Annotated in this window: 24 protein-coding genes; 14 read left to right on the top strand and 10 right to left on the bottom strand. The window is 65.3% G+C overall.

The genetic code is table 11. The features are described from left to right. Positions 1–47: 47 nt before the first annotated feature. From hemA to RS027_RS06660, 5 genes are read left to right on the top strand one after another with little or no spacing between them, the layout of a single operon-like run. Complete coding sequence (hemA, locus tag RS027_RS06680; protein WP_311955288.1) at positions 48–1,379, top strand: glutamyl-tRNA reductase; 1,332 nt, start codon at positions 48–50, stop codon at positions 1,377–1,379. Continuing rightward, a complete protein-coding gene (gene prfA / locus RS027_RS06675) occupies positions 1,376–2,467 on the top strand; it encodes a peptide chain release factor 1 (RefSeq protein ID WP_311955286.1) in 1,092 nt (363 codons plus the stop codon). Before hemA ends, prfA begins: the two co-directional genes overlap by 4 nt. After that, a complete protein-coding gene (prmC, locus tag RS027_RS06670) occupies positions 2,464–3,330 on the top strand; it encodes a peptide chain release factor N(5)-glutamine methyltransferase (RefSeq protein WP_311955284.1) in 867 nt (288 codons plus the stop codon). The genes prfA and prmC overlap by 4 nt, the downstream gene beginning before the upstream one ends. A 33-nt stretch (positions 3,331–3,363) precedes the next feature. Then, complete coding sequence (gene lrp / locus RS027_RS06665) at positions 3,364–3,855, top strand: leucine-responsive transcriptional regulator Lrp (RefSeq protein WP_311955282.1); 492 nt, start codon at positions 3,364–3,366, stop codon at positions 3,853–3,855. A 3-nt stretch (positions 3,856–3,858) separates the two neighbouring features. Further along, positions 3,859–4,632 carry a HesA/MoeB/ThiF family protein gene (locus RS027_RS06660; protein ID WP_311955281.1) on the top strand — a complete coding sequence of 258 codons (774 nt, stop codon included), beginning with the start codon at positions 3,859–3,861 and terminating at the stop codon, positions 4,630–4,632. 153 nt (positions 4,633–4,785) lie between these two features. Here RS027_RS06660 and ahpF read toward each other — a convergent pair whose 3' ends face one another. Together ahpF and ahpC are read right to left on the bottom strand one after the other, a co-directional pair. Continuing rightward, positions 4,786–6,342, bottom strand: a complete 1,557-nt coding sequence (ahpF, locus tag RS027_RS06655; RefSeq protein WP_311955279.1) for an alkyl hydroperoxide reductase subunit F — start codon at positions 6,340–6,342, stop codon at positions 4,786–4,788. Positions 6,343–6,579: 237 nt separating this feature from the next. Continuing rightward, positions 6,580–7,143, bottom strand: a complete 564-nt coding sequence (gene ahpC, locus RS027_RS06650) for an alkyl hydroperoxide reductase subunit C (protein WP_311955276.1) — start codon at positions 7,141–7,143, stop codon at positions 6,580–6,582. Positions 7,144–7,632: 489 nt separating this feature from the next. Between ahpC and RS027_RS06645 the strand changes: the two genes are divergently transcribed. The 4 genes from RS027_RS06645 to RS027_RS06630 all read left to right on the top strand — a co-directional run bounded on the left by RS027_RS06645 (position 7,633) and on the right by RS027_RS06630 (position 11,722). Continuing rightward, complete coding sequence (locus tag RS027_RS06645; RefSeq protein WP_311955274.1) at positions 7,633–8,736, top strand: polyamine ABC transporter substrate-binding protein; 1,104 nt, start codon at positions 7,633–7,635, stop codon at positions 8,734–8,736. 16 nt (positions 8,737–8,752) lie between these two features. After that, the gene (locus tag RS027_RS06640) at positions 8,753–9,886 is read left to right on the top strand and encodes an ABC transporter ATP-binding protein (protein WP_311955273.1); all 1,134 of its coding nucleotides are present in this window, start codon (positions 8,753–8,755) and stop codon (positions 9,884–9,886) included. A gap of 82 nt (positions 9,887–9,968) precedes the next feature. Further along, on the top strand, positions 9,969–10,895 hold the full coding sequence (locus RS027_RS06635) for an ABC transporter permease subunit (protein WP_311955269.1): 927 nt from the start codon (positions 9,969–9,971) through the stop codon (positions 10,893–10,895). Continuing rightward, complete coding sequence (locus tag RS027_RS06630; RefSeq protein WP_311955266.1) at positions 10,892–11,722, top strand: ABC transporter permease subunit; 831 nt, start codon at positions 10,892–10,894, stop codon at positions 11,720–11,722. The genes RS027_RS06635 and RS027_RS06630 overlap by 4 nt, the downstream gene beginning before the upstream one ends. Positions 11,723–11,725: 3 nt before the next feature. On the opposite strand, the gene RS027_RS06625 is transcribed toward RS027_RS06630, so the two are convergent. Next, on the bottom strand, positions 11,726–11,935 hold the full coding sequence (locus tag RS027_RS06625; protein ID WP_311955264.1) for a zinc ribbon domain-containing protein: 210 nt from the start codon (positions 11,933–11,935) through the stop codon (positions 11,726–11,728). Between the two features lie 188 nt (positions 11,936–12,123). Between RS027_RS06625 and RS027_RS06620 the strand changes: the two genes are divergently transcribed. Beyond that, positions 12,124–12,558 carry a DUF3617 domain-containing protein gene (locus RS027_RS06620; protein ID WP_311955262.1) on the top strand — a complete coding sequence of 145 codons (435 nt, stop codon included), beginning with the start codon at positions 12,124–12,126 and terminating at the stop codon, positions 12,556–12,558. A gap of 129 nt (positions 12,559–12,687) precedes the next feature. Beyond that, complete coding sequence (locus RS027_RS06615) at positions 12,688–13,671, top strand: DMT family transporter (RefSeq protein WP_311955260.1); 984 nt, start codon at positions 12,688–12,690, stop codon at positions 13,669–13,671. On the opposite strand, the gene RS027_RS06610 is transcribed toward RS027_RS06615, so the two are convergent. Next, complete coding sequence (locus tag RS027_RS06610; RefSeq protein ID WP_311955259.1) at positions 13,645–14,391, bottom strand: glutamine amidotransferase; 747 nt, start codon at positions 14,389–14,391, stop codon at positions 13,645–13,647. The genes RS027_RS06615 and RS027_RS06610 overlap by 27 nt on opposite strands. Positions 14,392–14,676: 285 nt before the next feature. Between RS027_RS06610 and RS027_RS06605 the strand changes: the two genes are divergently transcribed. Together RS027_RS06605 and RS027_RS06600 are read left to right on the top strand one after the other, a co-directional pair. Then, positions 14,677–15,774 (top strand): YkvI family membrane protein, encoded by a 1,098-nt coding sequence (locus RS027_RS06605; RefSeq protein WP_311955258.1) that lies wholly within the window; start codon positions 14,677–14,679, stop codon positions 15,772–15,774. 97 nt (positions 15,775–15,871) lie between these two features. Beyond that, a complete protein-coding gene (locus tag RS027_RS06600; protein WP_311955256.1) occupies positions 15,872–16,546 on the top strand; it encodes an SDR family oxidoreductase in 675 nt (224 codons plus the stop codon). A 43-nt stretch (positions 16,547–16,589) separates the two neighbouring features. Here RS027_RS06600 and RS027_RS06595 read toward each other — a convergent pair whose 3' ends face one another. Beyond that, a complete protein-coding gene (locus tag RS027_RS06595; RefSeq protein ID WP_311955254.1) occupies positions 16,590–19,709 on the bottom strand; it encodes an efflux RND transporter permease subunit in 3,120 nt (1,039 codons plus the stop codon). Beyond that, the gene (locus RS027_RS06590) at positions 19,709–20,782 is read right to left on the bottom strand and encodes an efflux RND transporter periplasmic adaptor subunit (RefSeq protein WP_311955252.1); all 1,074 of its coding nucleotides are present in this window, start codon (positions 20,780–20,782) and stop codon (positions 19,709–19,711) included. Before RS027_RS06590 ends, RS027_RS06595 begins: the two co-directional genes overlap by 1 nt. Before the next feature lie 95 nt (positions 20,783–20,877). Here RS027_RS06590 and RS027_RS06585 point away from each other — a divergent pair, with 95 nt between their 5' ends. After that, positions 20,878–22,065 carry a BaiN/RdsA family NAD(P)/FAD-dependent oxidoreductase gene (locus tag RS027_RS06585; RefSeq protein WP_311955249.1) on the top strand — a complete coding sequence of 396 codons (1,188 nt, stop codon included), beginning with the start codon at positions 20,878–20,880 and terminating at the stop codon, positions 22,063–22,065. Here the strand turns inward: RS027_RS06585 and RS027_RS06580 are convergent. From RS027_RS06580 to RS027_RS06565, 4 genes are all read right to left on the bottom strand, one after another. Next, positions 22,062–22,394 carry a YqjK family protein gene (locus tag RS027_RS06580; RefSeq protein ID WP_311955247.1) on the bottom strand — a complete coding sequence of 111 codons (333 nt, stop codon included), beginning with the start codon at positions 22,392–22,394 and terminating at the stop codon, positions 22,062–22,064. The two genes, RS027_RS06585 and RS027_RS06580, sit on opposite strands and share 4 nt — an antisense overlap. Next, positions 22,375–22,773 carry a phage holin family protein gene (locus tag RS027_RS06575; RefSeq protein ID WP_311955246.1) on the bottom strand — a complete coding sequence of 133 codons (399 nt, stop codon included), beginning with the start codon at positions 22,771–22,773 and terminating at the stop codon, positions 22,375–22,377. Before RS027_RS06575 ends, RS027_RS06580 begins: the two co-directional genes overlap by 20 nt. After that, complete coding sequence (locus tag RS027_RS06570; RefSeq protein WP_311955244.1) at positions 22,773–23,105, bottom strand: ElaB/YgaM/YqjD family protein; 333 nt, start codon at positions 23,103–23,105, stop codon at positions 22,773–22,775. The genes RS027_RS06575 and RS027_RS06570 overlap by 1 nt, the downstream gene beginning before the upstream one ends. Positions 23,106–23,263: 158 nt before the next feature. Beyond that, complete coding sequence (locus tag RS027_RS06565; protein WP_311955312.1) at positions 23,264–24,265, bottom strand: phospholipase A; 1,002 nt, start codon at positions 24,263–24,265, stop codon at positions 23,264–23,266. Positions 24,266–24,310 lie beyond the last annotated feature (45 nt).

Below are 24,310 nucleotides of genomic sequence, written 5' to 3'. Positions count from 1 at the left end.
ACAAGGCCAGACGTAACGACCGACACACTAGCGAAGACGCACAACGCATGACGCTTCTTGCCCTGGGAATCAATCACCGTACCGCCACGGTTGCCGTGCGCGAGCAGGTCGCCTTTACGCCGGCACAGCTGTCGCTGGCGCTTGAGGAGCTGCGTTCGCTGCCGCAAATCCGCGAAGCGGCGGTGCTTTCCACCTGTAATCGTACCGAGCTTTACTGCGTGGCCGATGCCGCCGGTGAGCAAGTCGTGCTCGACTGGCTGGGGCGTTTTCATCAGCTCAGCGTCGAGGATTTGACGCGCTGCGCCTACCATTACCTGGACAACGACGCCGCTCGCCACCTGATGCGCGTGGCGGTGGGGCTTGACTCCATGGTGCTGGGCGAGCCGCAGATTCTCGGCCAGCTCAAGGAGGCCTATCAGCAGGCGCGGGATTCGCGCGGGCTGGGCGGCGAGCTTGAGCGTCTATTTCAGCACACCTTCGCCGTGGCTAAACAAGTGCGCACCAAAACCGGCATCGGCAAGAACCCGGTGTCGGTAGCCTACGCGGCGGTGAGCATGGCCAGCCGCATCTTTGACGATTTCAGCCGTGCCCGGGCGCTGCTGATCGGCGCGGGCGAGACCGTCGAGCTGGTGGCCCGCCACCTGCACGAGGCAGGCGTGCGCCAGCTCACCGTGGCCAACCGTACCCGGGAGCGGGCCGAAAACGTCTCGGCGGCGCTCGGCGGCGAGGCCATCACCCTGCCGGAGATTCCAGACGCCCTGGAAAACGCCGACATTGTGATCTCCTCCACCGCCTCGCCCTTGCCCATCCTCGGCAAGGGGATGATGGAGCGGGCGCTCAAGAATCGCCGGCAGCGCCCGGTGTTCATGGTGGATATCGCCGTGCCCCGGGATATCGAGCCCGAGGTGGGCGAGCTTGCCGACGTCTTCCTCTATACCGTGGACGACCTGGAAGTGGTCATTCAGGAAAACCGTCGCCACCGCCAGGTCGCCGCCGACCAGGCCGAGTCGCTGATTGAGCACGGCGTGGGCAGCTGGCTGCACGAGCGCCGCATTCGCAGCGGCGGTCAGCTGATCCAGACCTACCGCGAGCAGGGGGAGGCGCTGCGCGATCTCTCCCGGGATCAGGCGCTGGCGCGTCTGGCCCGGGGCGAAGACCCCGCCGAGATCATCGAGCGGCTGGCCTACCAGCTCACCAACCGGCTGATGCACCGGCCGACCCAGGCCATTCGCGATGCCGCGTCCGACGAGGATCATGCCGTACTGGGCGCGGCGCCGAAGCTTCTGCTGCCGCCCAAGCCTGCGTTTGAAACTCACGACACGGCGGCCGCGCCCCGCACGGCGGTGGCGCCTCGCCAGAAGGATGAAACCCTTGTATGAAAGAGACGCTGCGCCACCGCCTGGACGGCTTTGTCGAACGCTTTGAAGAGCTGGCCCTGCTGCTCGCCGACCCCGACGTGATCACCGACCAGCCGCGCTTTCGCGACTACTCCCGGGAATATGCCGAGCTTGAAGACCTGGTGGCCGCCTGGCAGCGCTATCGCGGCATCGAAGGTGACATTGAGGCCGCCGAGGCCATGCGCCACGACAGCGATGCGGAAATGCGCGAGCTGGCCGAGATGGAGATCGACGACGGGCGCGAGCGGCTGGCGACGCTTGATGATAAGCTCAAGCGCCTGCTGGTGCCCAAGGACCCCGACGACGACAGCAACGTGTTTCTGGAAGTGCGCGCCGGCACCGGCGGCGACGAAGCGGCGCTCTTTGCCGGGGACCTGTTCCGGATGTATTCGCGCTACGCCGAGCAGCACGGCTGGCGGGTGAGCGTCGTTAGCGCCAACCACGGCGAAATGGGCGGCTATAAAGAGATCATTGCCCGGGTCCGGGGCGACGGCGTTTACGCTCGGCTCAAGTTCGAGTCCGGCGCCCACCGGGTGCAGCGCGTGCCGGCCACCGAGTCCCAGGGGCGCGTGCATACCTCGGCCTGCACCGTGGCGGTGATGCCCGAAGTGGAAGACGTCGGCGAGATCAACATCAACTCGGCCGACCTGCGCGTGGATACCTTCCGCTCCAGCGGCGCCGGCGGCCAGCACGTCAACACCACCGACTCCGCCGTGCGCATTACCCACCTGCCGACCGGCGTGGTGGTCGAGTGTCAGGAAGAGCGCAGCCAGCACAAGAACCGCGCCAAGGCGATGTCGCACCTGGCCTCCCGGCTCAAGCAGAACGCCCTGGACGAGCAGCGCCAGCAGCAGGCCGACGCGCGCCGCTCGCTGGTGGGCACCGGGGATCGCAGCGACCGCATCCGCACCTATAACTTCCCCCAGAGCCGGATCACCGACCACCGCATCAACCTGACGCTTTACAAGCTGAATGAGGTGGTCAACGGCGAGCAGCTCGACGAGGTGATCAACCCGCTGATCCACGAATATCAGGCCGATCAGCTAGCCGCGCTTCAGGGCAGCGGATGACCCTGGAGGCGCACGTACGCCGGGCCGCCCGGCGTCTTGAACAAGCCGGCTCGCCAACCCCCCGGCTGGACGCCGAAGTGCTGCTGCTCCACGTCATCGGCCGCGACCGCACCTGGCTCTATACCTGGGGAGACCAGCCTTGGGGTGACGCCGCCGAATCACGCTGGCACCGGGCGCGCTTTGACGCCCTGGTCGCCGCCCGGGCCCAGGGCACGCCGGTTGCGTATCTTACCGGCGAGCGCGAGTTCTGGGGGTTACGTCTGGCCACTTCGCCGGGCACGCTGATCCCCCGTCCGGATACCGAAACGCTGGTCGAAGCCGCCCTGGCGCGCGCCGCCGCGCCCGCCGGCCGGCTGTTGGACCTGGGCACCGGCACCGGCGCGGTGGCGCTGGCGTTTGCATGCGAATGCCCGGGCTGGCAGGTTGTCGGCGTGGATATCCGCACGGAAGCCGTCGCCCTTGCCCGGCATAACGCCGCCGCGCTCGGGCTGGACAACGCCCGCTTTATCCACAGCGACTGGTTTGACGCCCTGGAACGCGAGGCCGAGACGGCGTTCGACCTGATCGTTGCCAACCCGCCGTATATCGCCGATAGCGACCCGCATTTGGCGCTGGGCGACGTGCGCTTCGAGCCGCGCTCGGCGCTGGTCGCCGGGGCTGAAGGCTACGCTGACCTGAGCCTGCTGGTGGATCGCGCCCGGGCTTTTCTGGCCCCGGGCGGGTGGCTGGCGCTGGAGCACGGCCATACCCAGGCCGCCGGCGTGCGCGCTATGCTCGGCCGGGCCGGCTACGCCCGAGTGGTAAGCGTGCGGGATCTAGGCAGCCACGAGCGCGTCAGCCTGGGGCAGCGCCCCGCGGCCTGACTGCCATTTCTGTTAACGCGATGGGATCCTGCCATGAAAGCCAAGCACAAGACGCTGGACCGTATCGACCTGAACATCCTGCGCTGCCTGCAGGAAAACGCGCGCATTTCCTACGTCGACCTGGCCGCCCAGGTGGGGCTTTCCACGACCCCCTGCCTTGAGCGCGTCAAACGCCTGGAGCGCAGCGGCGTGATCCGCGGCTATCAGGCCCTGCTCGACCCGCGCGCGCTGCGCGCCGACCTGCTGGTATTTGTGGAAATCAGCCTGGAAAGCCAGACGCCGGCGGTGTTTGACGAGTTTCGCCGGGCGGTGGAGAAGCTGCCCCAGATCCAGGAATGCCATCTGGTTTCCGGCCAGTTCGACTATATTCTGAAGTGCCGGATTGCAGAAATGTCGGCCTATCGCCAGCTGCTGGGCGACGTCGTGCTGACGCTGCCCGGGGTGAAAGAGTCCAAGAGCTACGTGGTGATGGAAGAGGTCAAGGAAAGCTTCAGCCTGCCTCTCGATGACCTGGAGGAGAAATAAGCCATGATGGATGACCAGGCGCTACTGCGCTACAGCCGTCAGATCATGCTGCCCGAGGTGGGAATCGGCGGCCAGCAGCGCCTGCTGGACGCCCACGCGGTGATTATCGGAGCCGGCGGGCTGGGCTCGCCGGCGGGCATGTACCTTGCCGCCATGGGGGTCGGGCGTTTGACCCTGGTCGACTCCGACGAGGTGGAGCTTTCCAACCTCCAGCGCCAGGTGGCCCACGGCCAGGCCGATCTGGAGCGCAACAAGGCCGACTCGGCCCGGGACACCTTTCGCGCGATCAACCCCGGCTGCGAGATCACCGCCGTGGGTGAGCACCTGCTGGGCGAGGCCCTGGAGAAGCTCGTGGCCACGGCGGACGTGGTGCTGGACTGCACCGACCGCTTTTCCAGCCGCTACGCAGTCAACGCGGCAAGCCAGGCCACCGGCGTGCCGCTGGTCTCGGGTGCGGCCATCCGCTTTTCCGGCCAGGTGGCGGTGTTTGACCCCCGGGACCCCGAATGCCCGTGCTACGCCTGCCTCTACCCGCCAGACGACAGCGACGACGACGAAGCCATGACCTGCGCGGAAAACGGCGTCATGGCGCCGCTGGTGGGCCTGGTCGGTACCTTTCAGGCGGTGGAAGCGTTCAAGCTTTTGAGCGGCACGGGCAGCGTGCACCGCGGCCTTTCCGCCTTTGACGCCCTCTCCGGGCAGTGGCGCCACTTCACACTGCCCCGAGACCCCGACTGCGCGGTGTGCCGGGGGCGCCCGCTGGCGAGTACCGGCTAATAGGTGCCACCGTTTAGCGCGAGCCTGCGAAGAAGCAAAACGGCCCGCCCAAAAAAAGCCCGCCGGAGAGGGCGGGCAAAAGACGTCAGGCTTGGGGGTGCCTGAGCGTCAGGGGGAAACGTGGCCGGCAGGGTGCCTGCCGGCCGGCAACCATCAGTTGCGGATGATGAAGTCGAAGGCGCCCAGGGCGGCGTTGGCGCCTTCGCCCATGGCGATGACGATCTGCTTGTAGGGCACGGTGGTGACGTCGCCGGCGGCAAAGATGCCGGGAATGGACGTCATGCCCTTGTCGTTGGTGATGATTTCGCCGTGGGCGCTCATTTCCACCGGCGAGCCCTTGAGCCACTCGGTGTTGGGCACCAGGCCGATCTGGACAAAGACCCCTTCAAGCTCCACGTGGTGGGTCTCGTCGGTGTTACGGTCCTTGTAGGTCAGGCCGTTGACGCGGCTGCCGTCGCCGGTGATTTCGGTGGTCTGGGCGCTTAATAGAATGTCCACGTTGGGCAGGCTCTCGAGCTTTTTCTGCAGCACCGCATCGGCGCGCATTTCGCCCATGAACTCGATCAAGGTCACGTGGCCGACAAGGCCGGCAAGGTCAATGGCCGCCTCGACCCCGGAGTTGCCGCCGCCGATCACCGCGACGTGCTTGCCCTTGAACAGCGGGCCGTCGCAGTGGGGGCAGTAGGCCACGCCCTTGTTGCGGTACTCGCTTTCGCCGGGGACGTTGATCTCGCGCCAGCGGGCGCCGGTGGCCAGCACCAGGGTCTTGCTCTTGAGCGTGGCGCCGGATTCGAAGGTTACCTCGTGCAGGCCGCCCTCGTTCTCCGCCGGGGTGAGTTTTACCGCCCGCTGCAGGTTCATGATGTCCACGTCGTAGTCCTTGACGTGCTCCTCCATGGCGGTGACGAGCTTCGGGCCTTCGGTCTTGGAGACCGAAATGAAGTTCTCGATGCCCAGGGTATCAGCCACCTGGCCGCCAAAGCGCTCGGCGGCAAGCCCGGTGCTGATGCCCTTGCGCGCGGCGTAAATGGCCGCCGCGGCGCCGGCCGGGCCGCCGCCAATCATCAGGGTGTCGAAGGCGGCTTTCTCGTTCATCTTCTGCGCTTCGCGCTCGGCCGCGCCGGTGTCCACCTTGGCGAGAATCTGCTCCAGGCTCATGCGGCCCTGGTCGAAAGGCTCGCCGTTTAAGTAGACGTTGGGCACCGACATGATCTCGCGCTCGTCGACTTCCTGCTTGTGCACGGCGCCGTCGATGGCCACGTGACGAATCCGGGGGTTGTAGATCGCCATCAGGTTGAGCGCCTGGACCACGTCAGGGCAGTTCTGACAGGAGAGCGAGAAGTAGGTCTCAAACTCCATGTCGGCGTCGAGGGACTTGATCTGCTCAAGCGTCTCCTCGGAGACCTTGGGCGGATGACCGCCGACCTGCAGAAGCGCGAGCACCAGGGAGGTAAACTCGTGGCCCAGGGGGATGCCGGCAAACACCACGCCGGTGTCTTCGCCCGGGCGGTTGATGGCAAACGACGGCTTGCGCGCGTCGGTGCCGTCCATGGACAGGGTAATCTTGTCGCTCAGGCCGCTGATTTCTTCCAGGAGCTCAGCAAGCTCTTGCGACTTGGCGCCGTCATCGAGGGAGGCTTCAAGCTCGAACGGCTGAGTCACTTTTTCCAGGTAGGCCTTGAGCTGTTGTTTCAGGTTGTCATCCAGCATGTCGATCGCTTCCTCGCAGTCGCTGACGGTGCGTAATAAGGGATGAAACGGGCACGAGGCGCCGCACGCGCCGTTATCAACGCGGCCGTTTCATGGGGTTCGGGTAGTTAGGGAGACTTGGCGTCCGGGCTTGGGTTTGGGCCCGCTGAAAGGCGTGGCCGCCGGGGCACAAACCCAAGCCCGCCGTGATGGGGTGGGGCACCCGGGCCGGGCCCGGGTGCCAGGGCGCAGGCCGGCTTAGATCTTGCCGACCAGGTCCAGCGACGGTGCCAGAGTTTCTTCGCCTTCTTCCCACTTCGCCGGGCAAACCTCGTTGGGGTGAGCGCGGACGTACTGGGCGGCTTTCACCTTGCGCAGCAGCTCTTCGGCGTTACGGCCGATGTTGCCGGCGTTGAGCTCGATGATCTGGATCTTGCCGTCGGGGTCGACAACAAAGGTGCCGCGCTCGGCGACGCCGTCTTCCTCGATCAGCACTTCAAAGTTGCGCGATACGGTGTGAGTCGGGTCGGCGAGCATCGGGTACTGCAGCTTGCCGATGGTCTCGGAGCTGTCGTGCCACGCCTTGTGGGTGAAGTGGGTGTCGGTGGAAACGCTGTAGATTTCCACGCCCAGCTTCTTGAACTCCTCGTAGCGGTCGGCCAGGTCGCCAAGCTCGGTGGGGCAGACGAAGGTGAAGTCCGCCGGATAGAAGAAGAAGATGGACCACTTGCCTTTGAGGTCTTCTTCGCTGACGTCGACGAATTCGCCGTTGAGGTAGGCTGTGGCTTTAAACGGTTTAACTTCGGTATTGATTAAGGACATAAAAAACGTCTCCTGGTTGATGACGGTTGCTTCAAGCGGGTATTGCCAAGTTCGTGGTAACTACTTTAGCCGTTGCCGCGCGATTAATAAAATTGAGAAAAATCATAAATCGCCATAGCTATAGGCTATTTGTGCACTTGGTAGTCATGTCGTCGCTCTCAGGCGAGCGTCAGCCGGCAAACGGGCTCGAAGCGGAAAACTGGCGGTGTGGGTGTTGGCAAGGCGGCGGCTTATTGGCAAAAGGCCGCCGCCTGACAAGGACATGGGGGCGTGCCGGGCAAATGCAAGTTTTTGCCGGCGAGCGCTTGCGGTGAGCGCTGCCTGACCGCAAAATCCGCTACTCTGTCAGTGACGATACCGGGTCAGTGACGATACGGGGCCAGTGAAGATACCGGCCAGCCGGCAGGCAACAGCATCGTGCGTAAGTAAGTATCAGGCGTATCAATATCGGCTTACCAATATCAAACGTATAAAAAAGGAGCGGATGCTATGGGGCAGCTGCACAAACTACCGCTGATGGCGGCAACGCTTGTCTGTGCCGTGACGGCGGCGTCCGTTCAGGCCGACGAAGTGCGGATCTACAACTGGTCGGACTATATCGCGCCGGACACGCTGGAAAAGTTTACCCGGGAGACCGGCATCGACGTGACCTACGACGTGTTCGACAGCAACGAAGTGCTGGACGCCGCGCTGCTGGCCGGGCGCTCGGGCTACGACGTGGTCGTGCCGTCCAACCACTACCTGAGCCGCCAGCTGAGCGCCGGCGTTTATCAGGAGCTCGACCGCTCACAGCTGCCCAACCTGGAAAACCTCGATACCCGGCTCCTCGACGAGCTTGAGGAGGTCGACCCCGGCAGCCGCTACTCGGTGCCGTACATGTGGGGCACCAACGGCATCGGCTACAACGTCGACCGCGTGACCGAGATCCTCGGCGACGACGCTCCGCTTGACAGCTGGGCGCTGCTGTTTGACCCCGAGGTAACCGGCGCGCTGAACAAGGCCGGCTGCGGGATCGCCATGCTCGACTCCGCCGACGAAATGATTTCGCCGGCCATGGCCTATATCGACCTGGATCCGCGCAGCAACGACGTGGATGACCTCAAGGCCGGCGGCGAGGTCATCGCCAAGGTGCGCAACGACGTGACCTACTTCCACTCCTCGCGCTACATCGGCGATCTGGCCAACGGCGATATCTGCGTGGCGGCGGGCTACTCCGGCGACGTCTTCCAGGCCGTCGAGCGCGCCGAGGAGGCCGGGCGCGGCTTCGACATTGCCTATACCATCCCCAAGGAGGGCGCGGCGCTGTGGTTCGACATGATGGCAATTCCCGCCGACGCGCCGAACCCGGAAAGTGCCCACGCCTTCATCAACTTCATTCTCAAGCCGGAAATCGCCGCGGAGATTACCCAGTACGTGCGCTACGCCAACCCCAACGCCGCGGCTGATGACTTCATGCCCGAAGACATTCTCAACGACCCGGCGATTTACCCGGACGACGACGTCATGGACAAGCTCTACGTAGCCAACGAAAAGCCCCGGGACGTGCAGCGTGCCCGTACGCGCATCTGGAACCGGGTAAAATCCGGCCGCTGAGTCAGGAGAGAAGGGCATGACGACGCCTGCCACCGCCGCCGGCAAGACGCCGCGGTTTGCCGAAGACACGGTGCTCGACATCCGGCGCCTGACGCGCCGCTTTGACGACGCGGTGGCGGTGGACGACGTCAATCTTCGGGTCAAGCGCGGTGAGATCTTTGCCCTGCTGGGCGGTTCGGGCTCGGGCAAGTCGACGCTTTTGCGGATGCTGGCGGGCTTCGAGACGCCAAGCGAAGGGCGCATCCTGCTCGACGGCGAGGATATTACCCGGATGCCGCCGTACCGCCGGCCGATCAACATGATGTTTCAGTCCTACGCGCTGTTTCCGCACCTGAGCGTGGAGCAGAACATCGCCTTCGGCCTCAAGCAGGACAAGCTGCCCAGGGCCGACATCCGCGCCCGGGTGGCGAAGATGCTCAAGCTGGTGCACATGGAGCGCTTTGCCCGGCGCAAGCCCGCCCAGCTTTCCGGCGGTCAGCGCCAGCGGGTGGCGCTGGCGCGCTCGCTGGCCAAGCGCCCGCGGCTTCTGCTCCTCGACGAGCCCATGGGGGCGCTGGACAAGAAGCTGCGTACCGAAATGCAGCTGGAAGTGGTGGAAATCATCGAGCAGGTCGGGGTGACCTGCATCATGGTCACCCACGACCAGGAAGAGGCCATGACCATGGCCGACCGCGTAGGGGTCATGGCCGACGGCTGGATCGAACAGGTGGGATCGCCGGTGGATATCTACGAAAGCCCGGTCAGCCGCACGGTGGCGGAGTTCATCGGCACGCTCAACCTGCTCGAAGGCGAGATCGAGGTAGACGCCGCCGACCATTGCCGGATCGCAAGCCCGGCCCTTGAGCGCCCGCTGTACATCGATCACGGGGTGACCACCCAGGCCGCCGAGCGCCGGGTCTGGGCCGGGCTGCGCCCCGAAAAGGTCTGGCTCACCCGAAAGCGCCCCGACGCGCCGTACAACTGGGAACAGGGCGTGGTGGAGGACATCGCCTATCTCGGCGGATTTTCGCTGTACTACGTGCGCACCGGCAGGGGCACGCTGTTCAAGGTGAGCATGGCCAACACCGAGCGCCGGGGCGACCGCCCCACCTGGGAGGATAGGGTGTACGTGTACTGGGAAGATCACAGCACCATCGTGCTGAACCGCTAGTCCGGCCCGTCTTTTGCCACCGCCTTGGCTTTATCACCTTGGCTTTACCACTTTAGCTTTGCCCCCTGGAGTGACGCCGACCATGTCCTTTCGCTCCCGACTTTCCGCTTTGTTCGCTGCCCGGCCGGGGCGCTTATCGCTCGGGCGCCGGGCGGTGATCGCGCTGCCGCTGGTGTGGCTTTCGCTGTTTTTCCTGCTGCCGTTTGCGCTGGTGCTGAAAATCAGCCTGTCCGAGGCGGCGATCAGCGTGCCGCCCTACGCGCCGCTTGCCGAGTACGTGGACGGCACGCTGCGGGTGTTTCTCAACCTGGGCAACTACCTGTTCCTGTTCAGCGATTCGCTGTACGCGGCGGCCTACTGGGGGTCGGTGAAAACGGCGTTTCTATCGACGCTTGTGTGCCTGCTGCTGGGCTATCCCATGGCCTGGGCCATGGCGCGGGCCCGGCCGCGCGCCCAGCTGGTCCTGCTGCTGCTGGTGATGCTGCCGTCCTGGACGTCGTTTCTGATCCGCATCTATGCCTGGATGGGCATCCTGAGCAACAGCGGGCTTGCCAACCAGCTGCTGCTCGGGCTTGGCGTGATTGACGCGCCGCTGCGCCTGCTCAATACCCAGTTTGCGGTGGTGGTGGGCATAGTCTATGCCTACCTGCCGTTTATGGTGCTGCCGCTTTATGCGCATTTGACCCGGCTGGACATGACGCTGCTGGAGGCGGCGTCGGATCTTGGCTCTCGGCGCTTCAACACCTTCATCACCGTGACGCTGCCGCTCTCCACCGGCGGCATCGTGGCGGGCTGCATGCTGGTGTTCATTCCGGCGGTGGGGGAGTTTGTCATCCCCGAGCTGCTGGGCGGGCCGGACACGCTGATGATCGGCAAGGTGCTGTGGGACGAGTTCTTCCTTAACCGCGACTGGCCGGTGGCGGCGGCGCTGGCCACGATCATGCTGGGGCTGCTGGTGATTCCGCTGGTGCTCTTTCACCGCCATCAGTCCCGGGAGCTGGCGCCATGAGGCGACTACCGTCGTTCAGCGGTGCCGCGCTGGCGCTGGGGCTTGTGTTCCTCTACCTGCCCATGGCGGTGCTGGTGGCGTATTCGTTCAACGCCTCGAGCCTGGTGACCGTGTGGGCGGGGTTCTCGACGAAATGGTACGGCGAGCTGCTGCGCGACGAGCAGATCCTCGCGGCGGTGTGGACCAGCTTCAAGGTGGCGTTTTTTGCCGCCAGCATGGCGGTGTGCCTGGGGACGCCGGCTGCGCTGGTGATGACCCGTTTCGACCGCTTTCGCGGAAGGACCGTGCTTGCCAGCATGGTCACCGCGCCGCTGGTGATGCCCGAGGTGATCACCGGGCTTTCGCTGCTGCTGCTGTTTGTGCAGATGGCCGCGCTGACCGGCTGGCCGGCGGACCGCGGCATGGCTACCATCTGGATTGCCCACACCACCTTTTGCAGCGCCTACGTGGCGGTGGTGGTGGCGGCCCGGCTGCGCGAGGTAGACCGCTCCATCGAGGAGGCCGCCATGGACCTGGGCTCGCCGCCGGCGAAGACGTTTTTTGCCGTCACCCTGCCGATCATCTCGCCGGCGCTGGTCGCGGGCTGGCTGCTGGCGTTTACCCTGTCGCTTGACGACCTGGTCATCGCCAGCTTTGTCTCCGGTCCCGGGGCTAACACCCTGCCCATGGTGGTGTTTTCCTCGGTGCGCCTGGGGGTGTCGCCCAAGATCAACGCCCTGGCCACGCTGATCATCCTGGCGGTGTCGCTGGCGACCCTGGTGGCCTGGTACGTCATGCGCCGCGGGGAGAAAAAGCGCCGGGCGAGCCTGGCGCGCCCCGGCGGCTGAGCGTTACAGCACGTCGTCGTCGCGCCCGGTGCGCACGCTTTCGAGCTCGCCGCTGAACGGCGATACCACCACTTCGACCAGAATCGGAGCGCAGCACTGGTGGCAGTCTTCCCAGGTGGTATGGCTGCCCTGGGAGGCGTCGATCTCAAAGGTCAGGGGGCTATCGCAATAGGGGCAGTGGAAGTCATGGGCTATCAGGGCATCGTCGTGCATAAAAGCCTCTGCGAACGGGTGTCAGAAACGGCGCTCGGGTAAAAAAGTAAACCCGGGGAAAGCCTTGCCGGCTTGCCGTTGCAGGCGAGCAGTAGCGGCCGGATTGGGGTAGGATAGCGCCTTATGGGCTTTTCTCAAGCCTTGTTTCCAGCTACATTGCCACGTTTTTACCCGGGAGTCAGATGACCATGAACATGAAAATGCTAGCCGCCGCCGTCGCTTTCACGCTGCCCCTCGCCGCCCAGGCCGACACCCCCGATATCAAGCCCGGCCAGTGGGAGTTCGTCAGCGTCACCAACGTCGAGGGCGACGTGGAAATGCCCGAGCGCACCGATACCGACAGCCAGTGCATCACCGCGGAAGATCTGGAAAGCGCCGATTTTGGCTTCATCGAGGAAGAGGACGGCTGCGAGCTGCTTGACCAGGACATCCGCGCCGACGGGCTGAGCTACTCCATGGCCTGCAGCGCCGACGACGGCGAAGCCATGATCGACGGTGAAATGCGCTTCATGGGCGAGCGTATCGAGGGCGACATCGATATCGACACCGAATCCGACATCGGCCAGATGACTATGCACACCCAGATTGAAGGCACCTACCAGGGCGAGTGCCAGGACAAATGACGGCCCTTGGCCCTAAGCGCTGACGCGCCGCGGCGAGAAGGTTGTTCAGGCCGAGGCGCATAGGCGATTTGATCATCCGGCACCCTACCGTTAATACCCCCGATAGCTCCGAACCTGGGAGATTGCACCATGTGGAAGCGGCTGCCGTTTCGCCTGCGCGGCTATCTGATCACCATGAGCGGCGTGCTGCTGCTCTCGCCGGATGCGCTGCTGGTCAAGGACACCACGGTGGACGTGGCCACCTTCATGTTCTGGCGTGGGCTGTTATTGGGCCTGGTACTGCTGCTGATCGCCGGGGCTCGCTATCGCGAGCGTCTGGGACAGGCGGTGCTGGCCTGCGGTCCCGCGGCGCTTTGGTGCCCGCTTGCCTTTGCCGCCAGCGCCTGGGCCTTCGTGATAGCGACTCGCCTGACCTCGGCGGGCAATGTGCTGGTCATGCTCAACCTGGCGCCCCTGGTGGCCGGGCTGATCGGCCTGCTGTTCTTTCGCCAGCGGCTGCGCCGCCAGACCTGGGTGGTGATCGTGATCTGCATTACCGGCGCCAGCCTGATGGCCGCCGGCGAGGTGGGGCAGGGCAGCCTGCTGGGACTGGCGGTGGCGCTGATCATTCCGGTCTCCATTGCGATCAACACCAGCGTGGCGAGCTCCCGGCCCGGCGCCGGGAAGCGCGGCCTGGATACCACCGTGGTGCTGCCCCTGGGTTGCCTGGCGATGCTGCTGCCCGCGGCGTTGATAGGCGGTGCCCAGCTGCCGGATGCCGACAATATGCAGCGTCTGCTGCTGATGGGGCTGCTGCTGCCGCTGGCCTATTTCCTGATCCAGACCGGGGCGCGCTATTTGCCCGGCGCCGAGGTCAGCCTGGTCATGCTGCTCGAGACCCTGGTCGGTACCCTGCTGGTGTGGTGGTGGGTCGGTGAAGTGCCGGCGCCCCTGGCCTTTGTGGGCGGTGGAATGATCGTCGCCGCCATGCTGGCAAGCTCGCTGCGTGATCTCCTGCGCCAGCGCCGCAAGGCGGCCGAGGGTGCCCCGGACACCCGGCGCCTGCGTGATGAGGTCGCGGAAGAGAGCCTTGAGCACGGCGATCTTTTACCCCCGGTGGGTGAGCGCCACTGACCCCTGGGAGGGCATCGCTACTGCCTGGGCGAAGCTTGCCAGCAGCGAGCTCGCCTCCGGCGTGGGGATGACGCCGCGCATCAGCGCATCGGCATCTTCACCCCGGTTGCGCAGCTCGTCGACCTGGCGGGCCAGGTAGGCGCGCATCACCTCGGGGGTAAACTCCGGGTGGAACTGCACGCTCCACTGGCGCGGGCCATAGCGCAGTGCCTGAAAGGCGTCGTGGGCGTTACGGGCCAGCACCACCGATCCGCTGGGTGCCTCGAGCACCGACTGGGCGTGGGTCAGCTGCGCGGGGAAGTGGGTCGGCAGCGTGCTAAGCAGCGGGTCCTCGCGGCCGGACTCGGTCAGCGTCACCTCGTGGGTGCCGGACTCGCGTCCTGCCGGATGGTAGTCGCTTTTACCGCCGAAGGCGGCGGCCATCAGCTGGTGCCCATAGCAGACGCCAAGCATCGCCAGGTTGCGCTCCCGGGCAGCGACCAGCCACGGTTTGAGCGCCTCGCTCCAGGGTTCGGCATCGCTGACCATGGCGTGGGAGCCGGTAATATAGAGGCCGTCGATGCCCTTCAGGTCCGGCAAGGGTTCGTGGCGTGCGTCAAATACCTCGGCTTCGAAGCCATGGCGGGCCAGTATCTTTTGGAACAACGCCTCGAAGTCGCCGTACTGTTCGATCACCTCGGGGAAGGCATCACCGGTCTTGACGATTAGCAGGCGGGGCATGGGGGTCTCCTGAAGTGGGGGAGAAGGGTCTCTACGTTTTACAATCAAGCGTGTAAAACTAAAGGCGCATAATGGAGTGTTTATTTCTGATTGGCGCCTATATTCCCGATAATAAACTAAGTTTCCTATCGTATACTCTCGCCCATCTAATCACTACAGCAACGCCAGTGCTCTCGAATCGGGTCCGCCTGCGATGGGCTCAATGGAACGCTTGTATTGATTGGCGATGAATCGGCCCGTGGTTGGGACGGGCCATAGAAGCCATTTGTAGTGAGGTGTCATTCCATGAGCAAACAGCCTTTCCTGATCGCCATGACCTTCATGTCGATTATCATCGGTGGCGGCTTCGCCTCGGGACAGGAGGTGCTGCAGTTTTTCACCGGCTATGGGGTGATCGGCATTGCCGGCACCCTGGTCAGCGGTCTGCTGTTCGCCTTTCTCGGCATGCAGATCGCGCGGATGAGTTCCACCTTGCAGGCGAGCTCTCACAAGGTGGTGCTGGAGGCGCTCTTCGGCAGGCGTGCCGGTCTGGTCATTGACCTCGCGCTCTCCTTCTTCCTGTTCGGCGTCGGGGTGGTGATGCTGGCCGGCAGCGGTTCCATCTTTTCTCAGCAGTACGGCCTTCCTCCGCTGTTTGGCGGCGTGCTGCTCAGCGTGCTGGTCATCCTGACCCTGTGCCTGCGAGTTCGCGGCATCATCAATCTGATCAGCGTTATCATGCCGGTACTGCTGCTGCTGGTGATGACCATTACCGTCTATTCCTTCTTCACCAGCAGTGCGTCTTTGCAGACGCTGGAGGCCGCGGCCGCCGAGGTACCGACCATCAGCGATGACTGGCCGTTCTCGCACTGGTTTATCGGCGCCCTGCTCTATGCGTCGTTCAATATCGCCGTCGGTTTCCCCATGCTCTCGGTGATCGGCGGCCTGACCCGGGATACGCGCGAGGCCTCCCTGGGAGGCATTCTTGGCGGCGTGGGGCTCGGCGTGCTGATCTTTGTGCTCAATATCGGCCTGTTCGCCAACCTTGAGCGCCTGGCCGGCGTCGATATGCCCTCGCTGATGCTTGCCACGGCGGTCTCGCCGGTGGTGGCAATAGCGATGTCGGTGGCGCTGATCTGCATGATCTACAGCACCGCCGTGGGCATGTTCTTCGCCTTCAGCGCCCGCTTCGCCGCGCCGGAGTCGGCTCGTTTCAAGCTGTTCAGCGTCATCTTCACCCTGGTGGGGCTGGTGCTCAGCCAGTTCGGTTTCAGTGCCTTGATCGGCACCGTCTATCCCATGCTGGGCGTGGTGGGGCTGATCCTGATCGTTGCCCTGGGCATTCGTTGGAACAGCACGCGTAAGCGCAGCAGGGCGCAGCTGGCGAGCGCCGCCAGCCGCTGATGCGTTGTGCAGTGCCAAGCATCGCCCATTCCCGCTTGAACGATGGAGGGATGGGCTCCACCTCCCATGTACCCACATTTCCTGCTCTGGAGTTGATATGTCAGCTAGTGTACTGATCACCGGCGCCAACCGCGGCGTCGGACTCGCCCTGTCTCGCCATTACCATGCCGCCGGCTGGGCGGTGATCGGCGTGTGCCGCAGCGGCGGTGAGGAGGCGGCCGAGCTGCGAGACGTCGCCGAGACGCTGATCGAGGGCATCGACGTGACCCGTGAAGAGGACGTGGCACGGCTGAAGCAGGCGCTGGCGGACCGCCGCCTGGACCTGGTGGTCAATAACGCCGGCCTGATGCAGGATGAGGTGCTTGGTGAGCTCGACTTTGACTCCATGCGCACGCAGATGGAGATCAACGCCTATGCACCGCTGCGCGTGACCGAGACGCTGCTTGGCAACCTGGGAGAGGGCGCCAGGATCGCCAATATTACCAGCCGCATGGGCTCCATCGCCGATAACGACTCCGGCGGGCGCTACGGCTATCGTGCCTCCAAGGCGGCGCTCAACGCCTTCGGCAAGTCGCTTGCCGTGGACTTGAAGCCGCGGGGTGTCGCCGTTGCCCAGATTCACCCGGGCTATGTGCAGACGCGCATGGTCAAATTTGGCGGCATGATCAGCACCGAGGAGGCCGCCACGGGTATCGCCAAGCGTATCGAGGCGCTGACGCTGGAGAATAGCGGCGGCTTTTGGCATAGCAATGGCGAGGTGCTGCCCTGGTAACCACGGCGGAGTCGACCGCCGTGTATTGCCGCGCGCCTGGTTGCTAAACCTCCTCGGCGGACCGGGTCTCGTCAAGCTCGCTGGCGAGCCTGCGTTTGACCGCGCCCGGCGAGCCGCTTTTTCCCGCCAGTAGGGCGTAGGCCACGGGGACCACGAACAGCGTGAACACCGTGGCGGCACCCACGCCGGCCATGATCACCGTGCCGATCACCAGCCGCGAGTTGGCGCCGGGGCCGCTTGACAGCACCAGCGGGACGGCGCCGGCCATGGTGGTCACGGCGGTCATCAGAATCGGCCGCAGCCGGGTGACCGACGCCTCGACCAGCGCCTCCTGAAAGGCCATGCCTTCATCGCGCAGCTGGTTGATGAACTCGACGATCAGAATACCGTTCTTGGTGGCGAGCCCCACCAGCATGACCAGCCCCACCTGGCTGTAGATGTTCAGCGTCTGCCCCGTGGCATAAAGCGCCAGCAGCGCGCCGACGATGGCCAGCGGCACGGTGAGCATGATCACCAGCGGGTGGATGAAGCTTTCAAACTGGGCGGACAGCACCAGAAATACCACCAGCACCCCCATGCCCAGCAGAAACGCCGTGGCGCCGCCGGCTTCGCGGTAGTCCCTCGAGGCGCCCTGGACGTCGGTTTGCACGGCTTCGGGCAGAATGTCGGCGACGGTGCGGTCAAGGTAGTCAAGGGCGTCGCCCAGGGCGTAGCCGTCTTCGAGGTTGGCCTGAAGCGTAATGGTGCGCAGCCGGTTGAAGCGGCTCAGGGTGCTGGCGCCGGCGGTGTCTGCAAAGCTCACCAGGCTTGCCAGCGGTACCAGCTCGCCTGAGCGCGCCGAGCGCACGAAGACGCTTTCCAGGCTCTGGGCGCTGGGGCGGGCCCCCCTTTCTCCTTCGACGATGACGTCGTACTCTTCGCCGCCCTCGACGTAGCGGGTGACTTGGCGCCCGCCGAGCAGGGTCTCCAGGGTGCGGCCGACGTCGCTGACGGTGACGCCCAGGCTTGCCGCGCGGTCGTAGTCGATGTGCACGCGCAGCTGGGGCTGCTTTTCCTCGTAGTCGCTGTCGAGCCCCAGCAGCCGGGGGTTGTCCTCGCGCACGTAGTCGATCAGCGTATCGCGCCACTGGGCGAGCTCTTCATAGCTGCTGCCGCCGAGCACGTACTGCACCGGCTTTCCGGCGCTGCCGCCAAAGCCCTGGCTCATCACCGGAAAGGCGCGCACGCCGGGCAGGTCGCCGAGCTTTTCGCGCACTTCGTTCATGATCGGCCAGACGCTGCGCCGCTCGCCCCAGTCGGCGAGGTTGACGATGATAAAGCCGCTGTTGAAATTTTCGATGTTGCCCCACCCGAGCGGCGCCCGCACCTGGAGGCGTTCGATTTCGCCGTCGTCCACCAGGGGGAGCAGCCGCGCTTCGATCTCGTCCATGTAGTCGAGCATGTAGTCGAAGGTGGCGCCCGGCGGGCCGCTGACGATGATGTAGAAGCTGCCGCGGTCTTCTTCGGGGGTGTATTCGGTCGGCAGCGTCTGGGAAAGCCAGGCGATGCCGCCGAGCAGCAGCACAAAGACCGCCACCACGACCAGGCGCAGGCGCAGGGCAAGCCTCAGCGTGCGCCGGTAAGCGCTGCGGCTGGCGTCAAGGAGGCGCTGCACGCCGCGGGCCAGGCGGCCGTCGTGCATGCCGGGCTTGAGCACCTTGGACGCCATCATCGGCGACAGCGACAGCGCCAGCACGCTGGAGAGCGCCACCGCGGCGGCAAGCGTCAGGGCAAACTCCGAAAACAGCCGGCCGATATCGCCCTGGAGAAAGCCCAGCGGCACGAATACCGCGATCAGCACCAGCGTCGTGGCAATCACCGCAAAGGCGATCTGCCGGGCGCCGCGCCAGGCGGCGACCAGCGGCGTCTCGCCGTATTCCTGCATGCGCCGGTGGATGTTTTCCAGCACCACGATGGCGTCGTCCACCACCAGGCCGATGGCCAGCACCAGGGCGAGCAGCGTCAAAAGGTTCAGGGTAAAGCCCATCAGCAGCAGGGCGCCGAAGCTGCCGACCAGCGCCACGGGCACGGTCACCGCCGGCACCAGGGTGGTGCGCAGGTTACCCAGAAAGAGGAAAATCACCGCGACCACGAGCACCATCGAAATCAGCAGGGTAACGATGACCTCGCGGATAGCCCCGGCGATAAAGACCGACGAATCGAAATTCAGGCTCAGCGTCATGCCCTCGGGCAGCGTTTTCTGCAGGTCTTTTAGGGTGTCCCGGGCGGCGTTGGAGATTTCCAGGACGTTGGCGGTGGACTGCTTCATCAGCCCCATCCCCACCATGGGCTCGCCGTTGCTGCGAAAAATCGTGCGGTCTTCCACCGCGCCGATTTCTACCCGGGCCACGTCGCCCAGGCGGATCAGCTCGCCGCTGTCGGTTTCGTCGAGCACCAGCGTGCGGAAGTCTGCGGGGGTGGTGAAGCTGCGCGGCAGGCGCACGATGAACTGGCGCTCCCGGGATTCGATCGCACCGCCGGGCAGCTCGACGTTTTCTTCGCGCAGGGCGCTTTCCACGGCGTTGACGGTCAGCCGCCGCGCGGCCAGGGCGTCGGCGTCGAGCCAGACGCGCATGGCGTAGCGTCGCCCGCCGCCCACGCGCACCTGGGAGACCCCGGGCAGCACCGCCAGAGCGTCTTTCAGGTAGCGCTCGGCGTAGTCGGTGAGCTCGGCGGTGGTGTAGTTGTCGCCGGTGAGGCTCAGCCACAGCACGGTGTCGGAGTTGGCGTCGGCCTTTTGCACCTCGGGCGGGTCGGCCTCTTCGGGCAGGTTGCCAAGCGCCCGGGAGATCTTGTCGCGGATGTCGTTGGCCGCGGAGTCAATCTCGCGGTCCAGGCTGAACTCGACGCTGATGCTCGAGCGCCCGTCGCTGCTGGAGGAGGTAATCGTCTCGATACCTTCCACGCCGGAAATGCGATCCTCCAGCGGCTGGGTGATGCGCGTTTCGACGATGCTCGCCGACGCGCCGGGGTAGCGGGTGTCGACGCTCACCACCGGCGGGTCGATGGAGGGGTATTCCTGCAGCGCCAGGCGGTCAAGGGAGAGTACGCCGAAGGCGACGATCAGCGCGGCGATGACGGTGGCAAGTACCGGCCGCTCGACGGATATATCGGAAAGCCGCATTATTCGCTCCGCCCCTGGCGCAGTATTGCCTTGATATCGGTGTCGTCATCGGTAATGCCCAGAAGTCCGGGCGTCTGGCCGTCGCGCAGCGTTTCCGCGCCGTGAACGACGACCAGATCGCCGCGCTCGAGGCCGTCGAGGATCTCCGCCTCGCCCAGGCGCCGGGCGCCAAGCTCGACCCGGCGGCGCTCCACGCGGTTGTCGTCGGTCGCATCCAGCCGCCACACGTAGTGGTTGTGGCTTTCAGAGACAATAGCCGCCTCGGGCACCGCCAGCGCCTCCCGGGTGGCGGTATCAAGCTCGACCTGCATCAGCATCCCCGGGCGCAGGCGCGCTTCGGGGTTCTCCAGCCGGGCGCGCACGGTGACGCTGCGCGCGACCGGGTCGACCCGGGTATCGATGCTGGCCACTTCGCCGCTAAAAGTGCGTTCGGGGAATGCCCGAGTGCGGGCACGAAGCGGGCTCCCCGGCGAGAGCTGCCCCAGCCGCACGGCGGGAATGCTGGCGTCCAGGCGCATGACGTCGAGCTTGTCCAGGGTGGCAAGCTCGTCACCCGGGGACACCAGGGTGCCGACGCTCAGATTGCGCAGCCCCATGCGCCCGGCGAACGGCGCGGCAATCCGGTAGTTGGCAAGCCTTGCTTCAAGGGCGGCGGCCTCGGCGCGGGCCTGATCCAGCCGTGCCTGGCTGTCTTCCACGTCGGCCCGGGCCGAAAGGTTGCGCTCTTGCAGCTGGGTGGCGCGGCGCAGGGCGTTTTGCGCTTCGCTGGCGCTGGCCCGGGCGGCGCGCAGCCGGGCGCGCTCCTCTGCGTCATCCAGCTGAAACAGGCGCTGGCCGGCTTCGACCGTGTCGCCGTCGTCAAAGTCGATGGCGGTAATCACGTCGGTGACGGTTGCCGAGAGGGTGACGCTTTCGTCGGCTTTCAGCGTGCCAGGGGCCCTGACGGTATCCGCCCAGGCGCCCTGGCTGACCCTGGCGGCGATGACCTGTGGGGCCGTTGCGCCGGTCTGCCCCGACGCCGGCCCGGCGGCCAGCCCCAGCAGCAGGCCAGGCAGCAGCCCAAGCCAGAGCACTGCGCGGCGCCGCGCGCGCCGGGCTTTCGTACGAAGGGCGGCGGAAGCGGGACAGGCTGTTAAACTAGCGGCTTTGTGCATACCGGAGCTGCCTTGTGAAAACCTATGACGTGGTGGTGATCGGCGCGGGCGCGGCCGGTCTGATGTGCGCCGCCCAGGCGGGCTACGCCGGCCGGCGCGTGCTGCTGCTGGACCATGCGAAAAAGGCCGGCAAGAAAATACTCATGTCCGGCGGCGGGCGCTGCAACTTTACCAATACGGCCACCGCGCCACAGCACTTCTACTCGCAGAATCCACATTTTTGCATCTCCGCGCTGAAGCGCTATTCGCCCGGCGACTTTATCGAGCTGGTGGAGCGCCACGGCGTGGAGTACGTGGAAAAGGCGCCGGGGCAGCTGTTTTGCGCCACGTCGGCCAAGGACATTGTGCGGGTGCTGCTCACTGAATGCGAGTGGGCGGGGGTTGATGTGCGCCTGGGGACCCAAGTGGAGTGCGTGGAGCGGCGGGGGGACGGTATGCGCCTGGCCACGTCGCTTGGCACGGTGGATGCCGGCGCGGTGGTTGTGGCGACCGGCGGGCTTTCGATCCCCACCATGGGCGCCACCGGCTTTGGCTATGAGCTTGCCCGCCGCTTCGGCCTCGAGGTGCTGCCCACCGGGCCGGCGCTGGTGCCCTTTACCCTGAGCGAGCCGTGGAAAGCCCGGGCGGCGGCGCTTTCCGGGGTGAGCCTTGACGTGCGCGTCGCCTGCAACGGGCGCGAATTTGCCGAGCCGATGCTGTTTACCCACCGCGGGCTTTCCGGGCCTGCCATGCTGCAGATTTCCAGCGTCTGGCAGCCGGGGGAGGCGCTGTGCGTAGACCTGCTGCCGGGGGAGGACGCCGAGGCTGCCCTGCGCCAGGCGCGCAGCGCCACGCCCAAGCGCCAGCTTTCCACCTGGCTTGGGGAGCGCCTGCCCAAGCGGGTCGCTCAGGCGCTGGGAGAGTGGTACGCCGATGCCGCCGGCAGTGCGCCGCTAGCGGAATATTCCAACGCCGCCATTGCTGCCTGGGCCGGGCGGCTCAACCGCTGGACGCTGAAGCCTGCCGGTACCGAAGGCTGGCGCACGGCGGAGGTAACGCTTGGCGGGGTGAATACCGCGGCGCTGTCGTCGAAGGATTTTACCGTGAACGGGCTACCCCAGCTGCGCTTTATCGGCGAGGTGCTGGACGTGACCGGCGAGCTTGGCGGGTACAACTTTCAGTGGGCCTGGGCATCGGGGGTGGCCTGCGGCCAGGCCTGCTAGCGGCGCAGGCGACCCAGCCGCTTGATGTTGCGCACCAGCATATAGGCGGCGAGGGCGCGCCGGCCAATGCGCACAAAGGGACCGGATTTTCTGACTACGCGATAGGCAAGGCCGCTGCCGGCAAGCATCAGCGGCGTTTTGTAGCGGGCGATTTTTTGCCAGCCGCGGTCCAGCGGCTCGGCGGCACGCTCAAGGCGCAGGCCTTCCACCATGATGTCGATGCGCTGCTGCTCCAGCTGCTCCAGCAGTTCGCGCTTGCGCGCCGCCCGCGACGGCGAGCGGCGTGCCGGTTGGCGATGGGCGACCGGATCAGCGTTTTTGGCGGGCATCGTTACGTTGCTCCAGTAGGGCGCGGTCGGTGGCCAGCTGGCTCAGGGTGTCTTTCAGCAGGGTGTGCCGCCTTGCCTGGCGTATCGCTATCGCGGCAAGCACGACGCTTGCCAGCAATAGCACGCCGGCGCAGGCGCCGATGGCCAGCAGACGATAGCTGTCCCAAAAGATGGCGATGATCAGGGTGGTCATGCTGGCCGTGGCCAGCATGAATAGCAGCAGGCTGGCGCCCGCCAGCAGTATCAGCGTCAGCAGGCGCGCCCGTTCTTCTTCAAGCTCCAGTACCGCCAGACGCAGACGCGTTTCGCCGTTGGCGACAAGCGTACCGAGTACGCTCCTGACGGCCTGGATCACACGTTGGCCGGGACCCAGCGCCATTAGCGCCGTCCGAGCAGCAGGCCTACCACCACGCCGGCGGCAGCGCCGATGCCTACGCTGGTCCAGGGGTTGTCACGCACGTAGCGGTCGCAGCAGTCGGCCTGCTGGGTCAGGCTGTCCCGGGTGCCGGTGTAAAGCTGCTCGCCCCGGGCTTCAACGCGGGCGCGGGTGTCCTTGAGGCGCTGTTCGGCGCGCTCGCGCAGGTCGCGCATTTCCGAGCTTGCGTCCTTGGCCGTGGCGTTGACCAATTCTTCTACGGTGTCGCTCAGGTGGCGCAGGTCGTCCTGCAGCTGTTCGGTCTGTACTTGGCGATCTGATGGTTTCTTGGCCATGGTGTCTTTCTCCTGGGGTACTACACGTGGGTACTGCACGAATGAGCACCCGAATGAACCCACAAATGAGTGTTACCGGTGAGTGACATCGCTTCAGCAGCGAGATGTCAGCATAGCAGGTGTAAAGGGCGATACAAGCGCTATACGCGCGGTGACCCCTAGCGCAGCAGCCCGCTGGGCGTAAACAGCGGGTTGAGGCTAAAGCCGAGACTTAGCCGGTGGACCCGGTGATCGTAGTCGATCAGGCTTTCGCCGTAGCCGTAGTAATACTGCACGTGGCCGCGGACGCCGTTGAAGGCCGGCCAGCTGTAGTCCAGCTGGGTGCCGTAGTTGCCGGTATCGGGGTTGCCCCGCAGCTGGACGGCGACTTCCTGGTCGTGGCTATAGCGCTTGGCGATGCGCACATCGCCGTAGCCCATGTAGCGGTGGATGTCGGGGTTGTCGTCATCGCCCTGGGACTCGGGAATGCGCCAGTGGGGAGCCATTGTGACCGCCCAGTTGCCGCGCTGCAGCGTGCTTTCCAGATACACCCGATTCCAGCTGCGCGACAGCGGCGCCGAACGGCCGTTGGACTGGTGATTGACGGCAAGCCGGTTGCGGGTGTTGACCCAGCCGAAAATATTCCAGGCGTTGTCGAAGTCGATGAAGATTTCCGGCTCGTAGTTGGTTTCGCGGAAGGGCGAGGACGAGTCGGTATTGTAGGCCTGCCACCAGCTGCGCTGAGTGTAGCCGAAAAACAGGTCGCCGTTGTGGCCAAACAGATCTTCGACCAGCGAGAACTTGGCGCTGAACTGGAACTTCACCTCGGCGCTGTCCGCCCGCCCGTCGGCGTCGATGTTGCGAAAGCGGGCGCGGTCCTGGTTGCCGTTATAGCTCACCGGAAACAGATAGTTGGTGCGGTGGGCAGTGATCGAAAACGGGTTGTGGTTGGACGCCCTTTCCAGCTGCCGGCGCTCGCGGGTTTCTTCAATGGCCTGCTCTTCCGGCGGTTTGGGGGTCAGCGCGGTCATGTACGCCGAGGTTTCAAAGCGCGGCGTCTGGCGCGCCTCGAGCGAGGAGAGCTCAAGGTTGAGCCGGGTGATTTCCTGGCGCAGGGCGTGGACGCGCGCGTCCAGCGCGCTGGGGTCAGCGGCGTCGGCAAAGACGCTGCCGGCATGCATTGCCACTACGAGGCTCAAGCCGGCAAGAAATGGATGTCGGGCGGT

The sequence above is a fragment of the Halomonas garicola genome (genome assembly GCF_031935715.1).
Lineage (GTDB): Bacteria > Pseudomonadota > Gammaproteobacteria > Pseudomonadales > Halomonadaceae > Vreelandella > Vreelandella garicola.
This window is presented reverse-complemented; position numbering and strand designations above follow the sequence as displayed.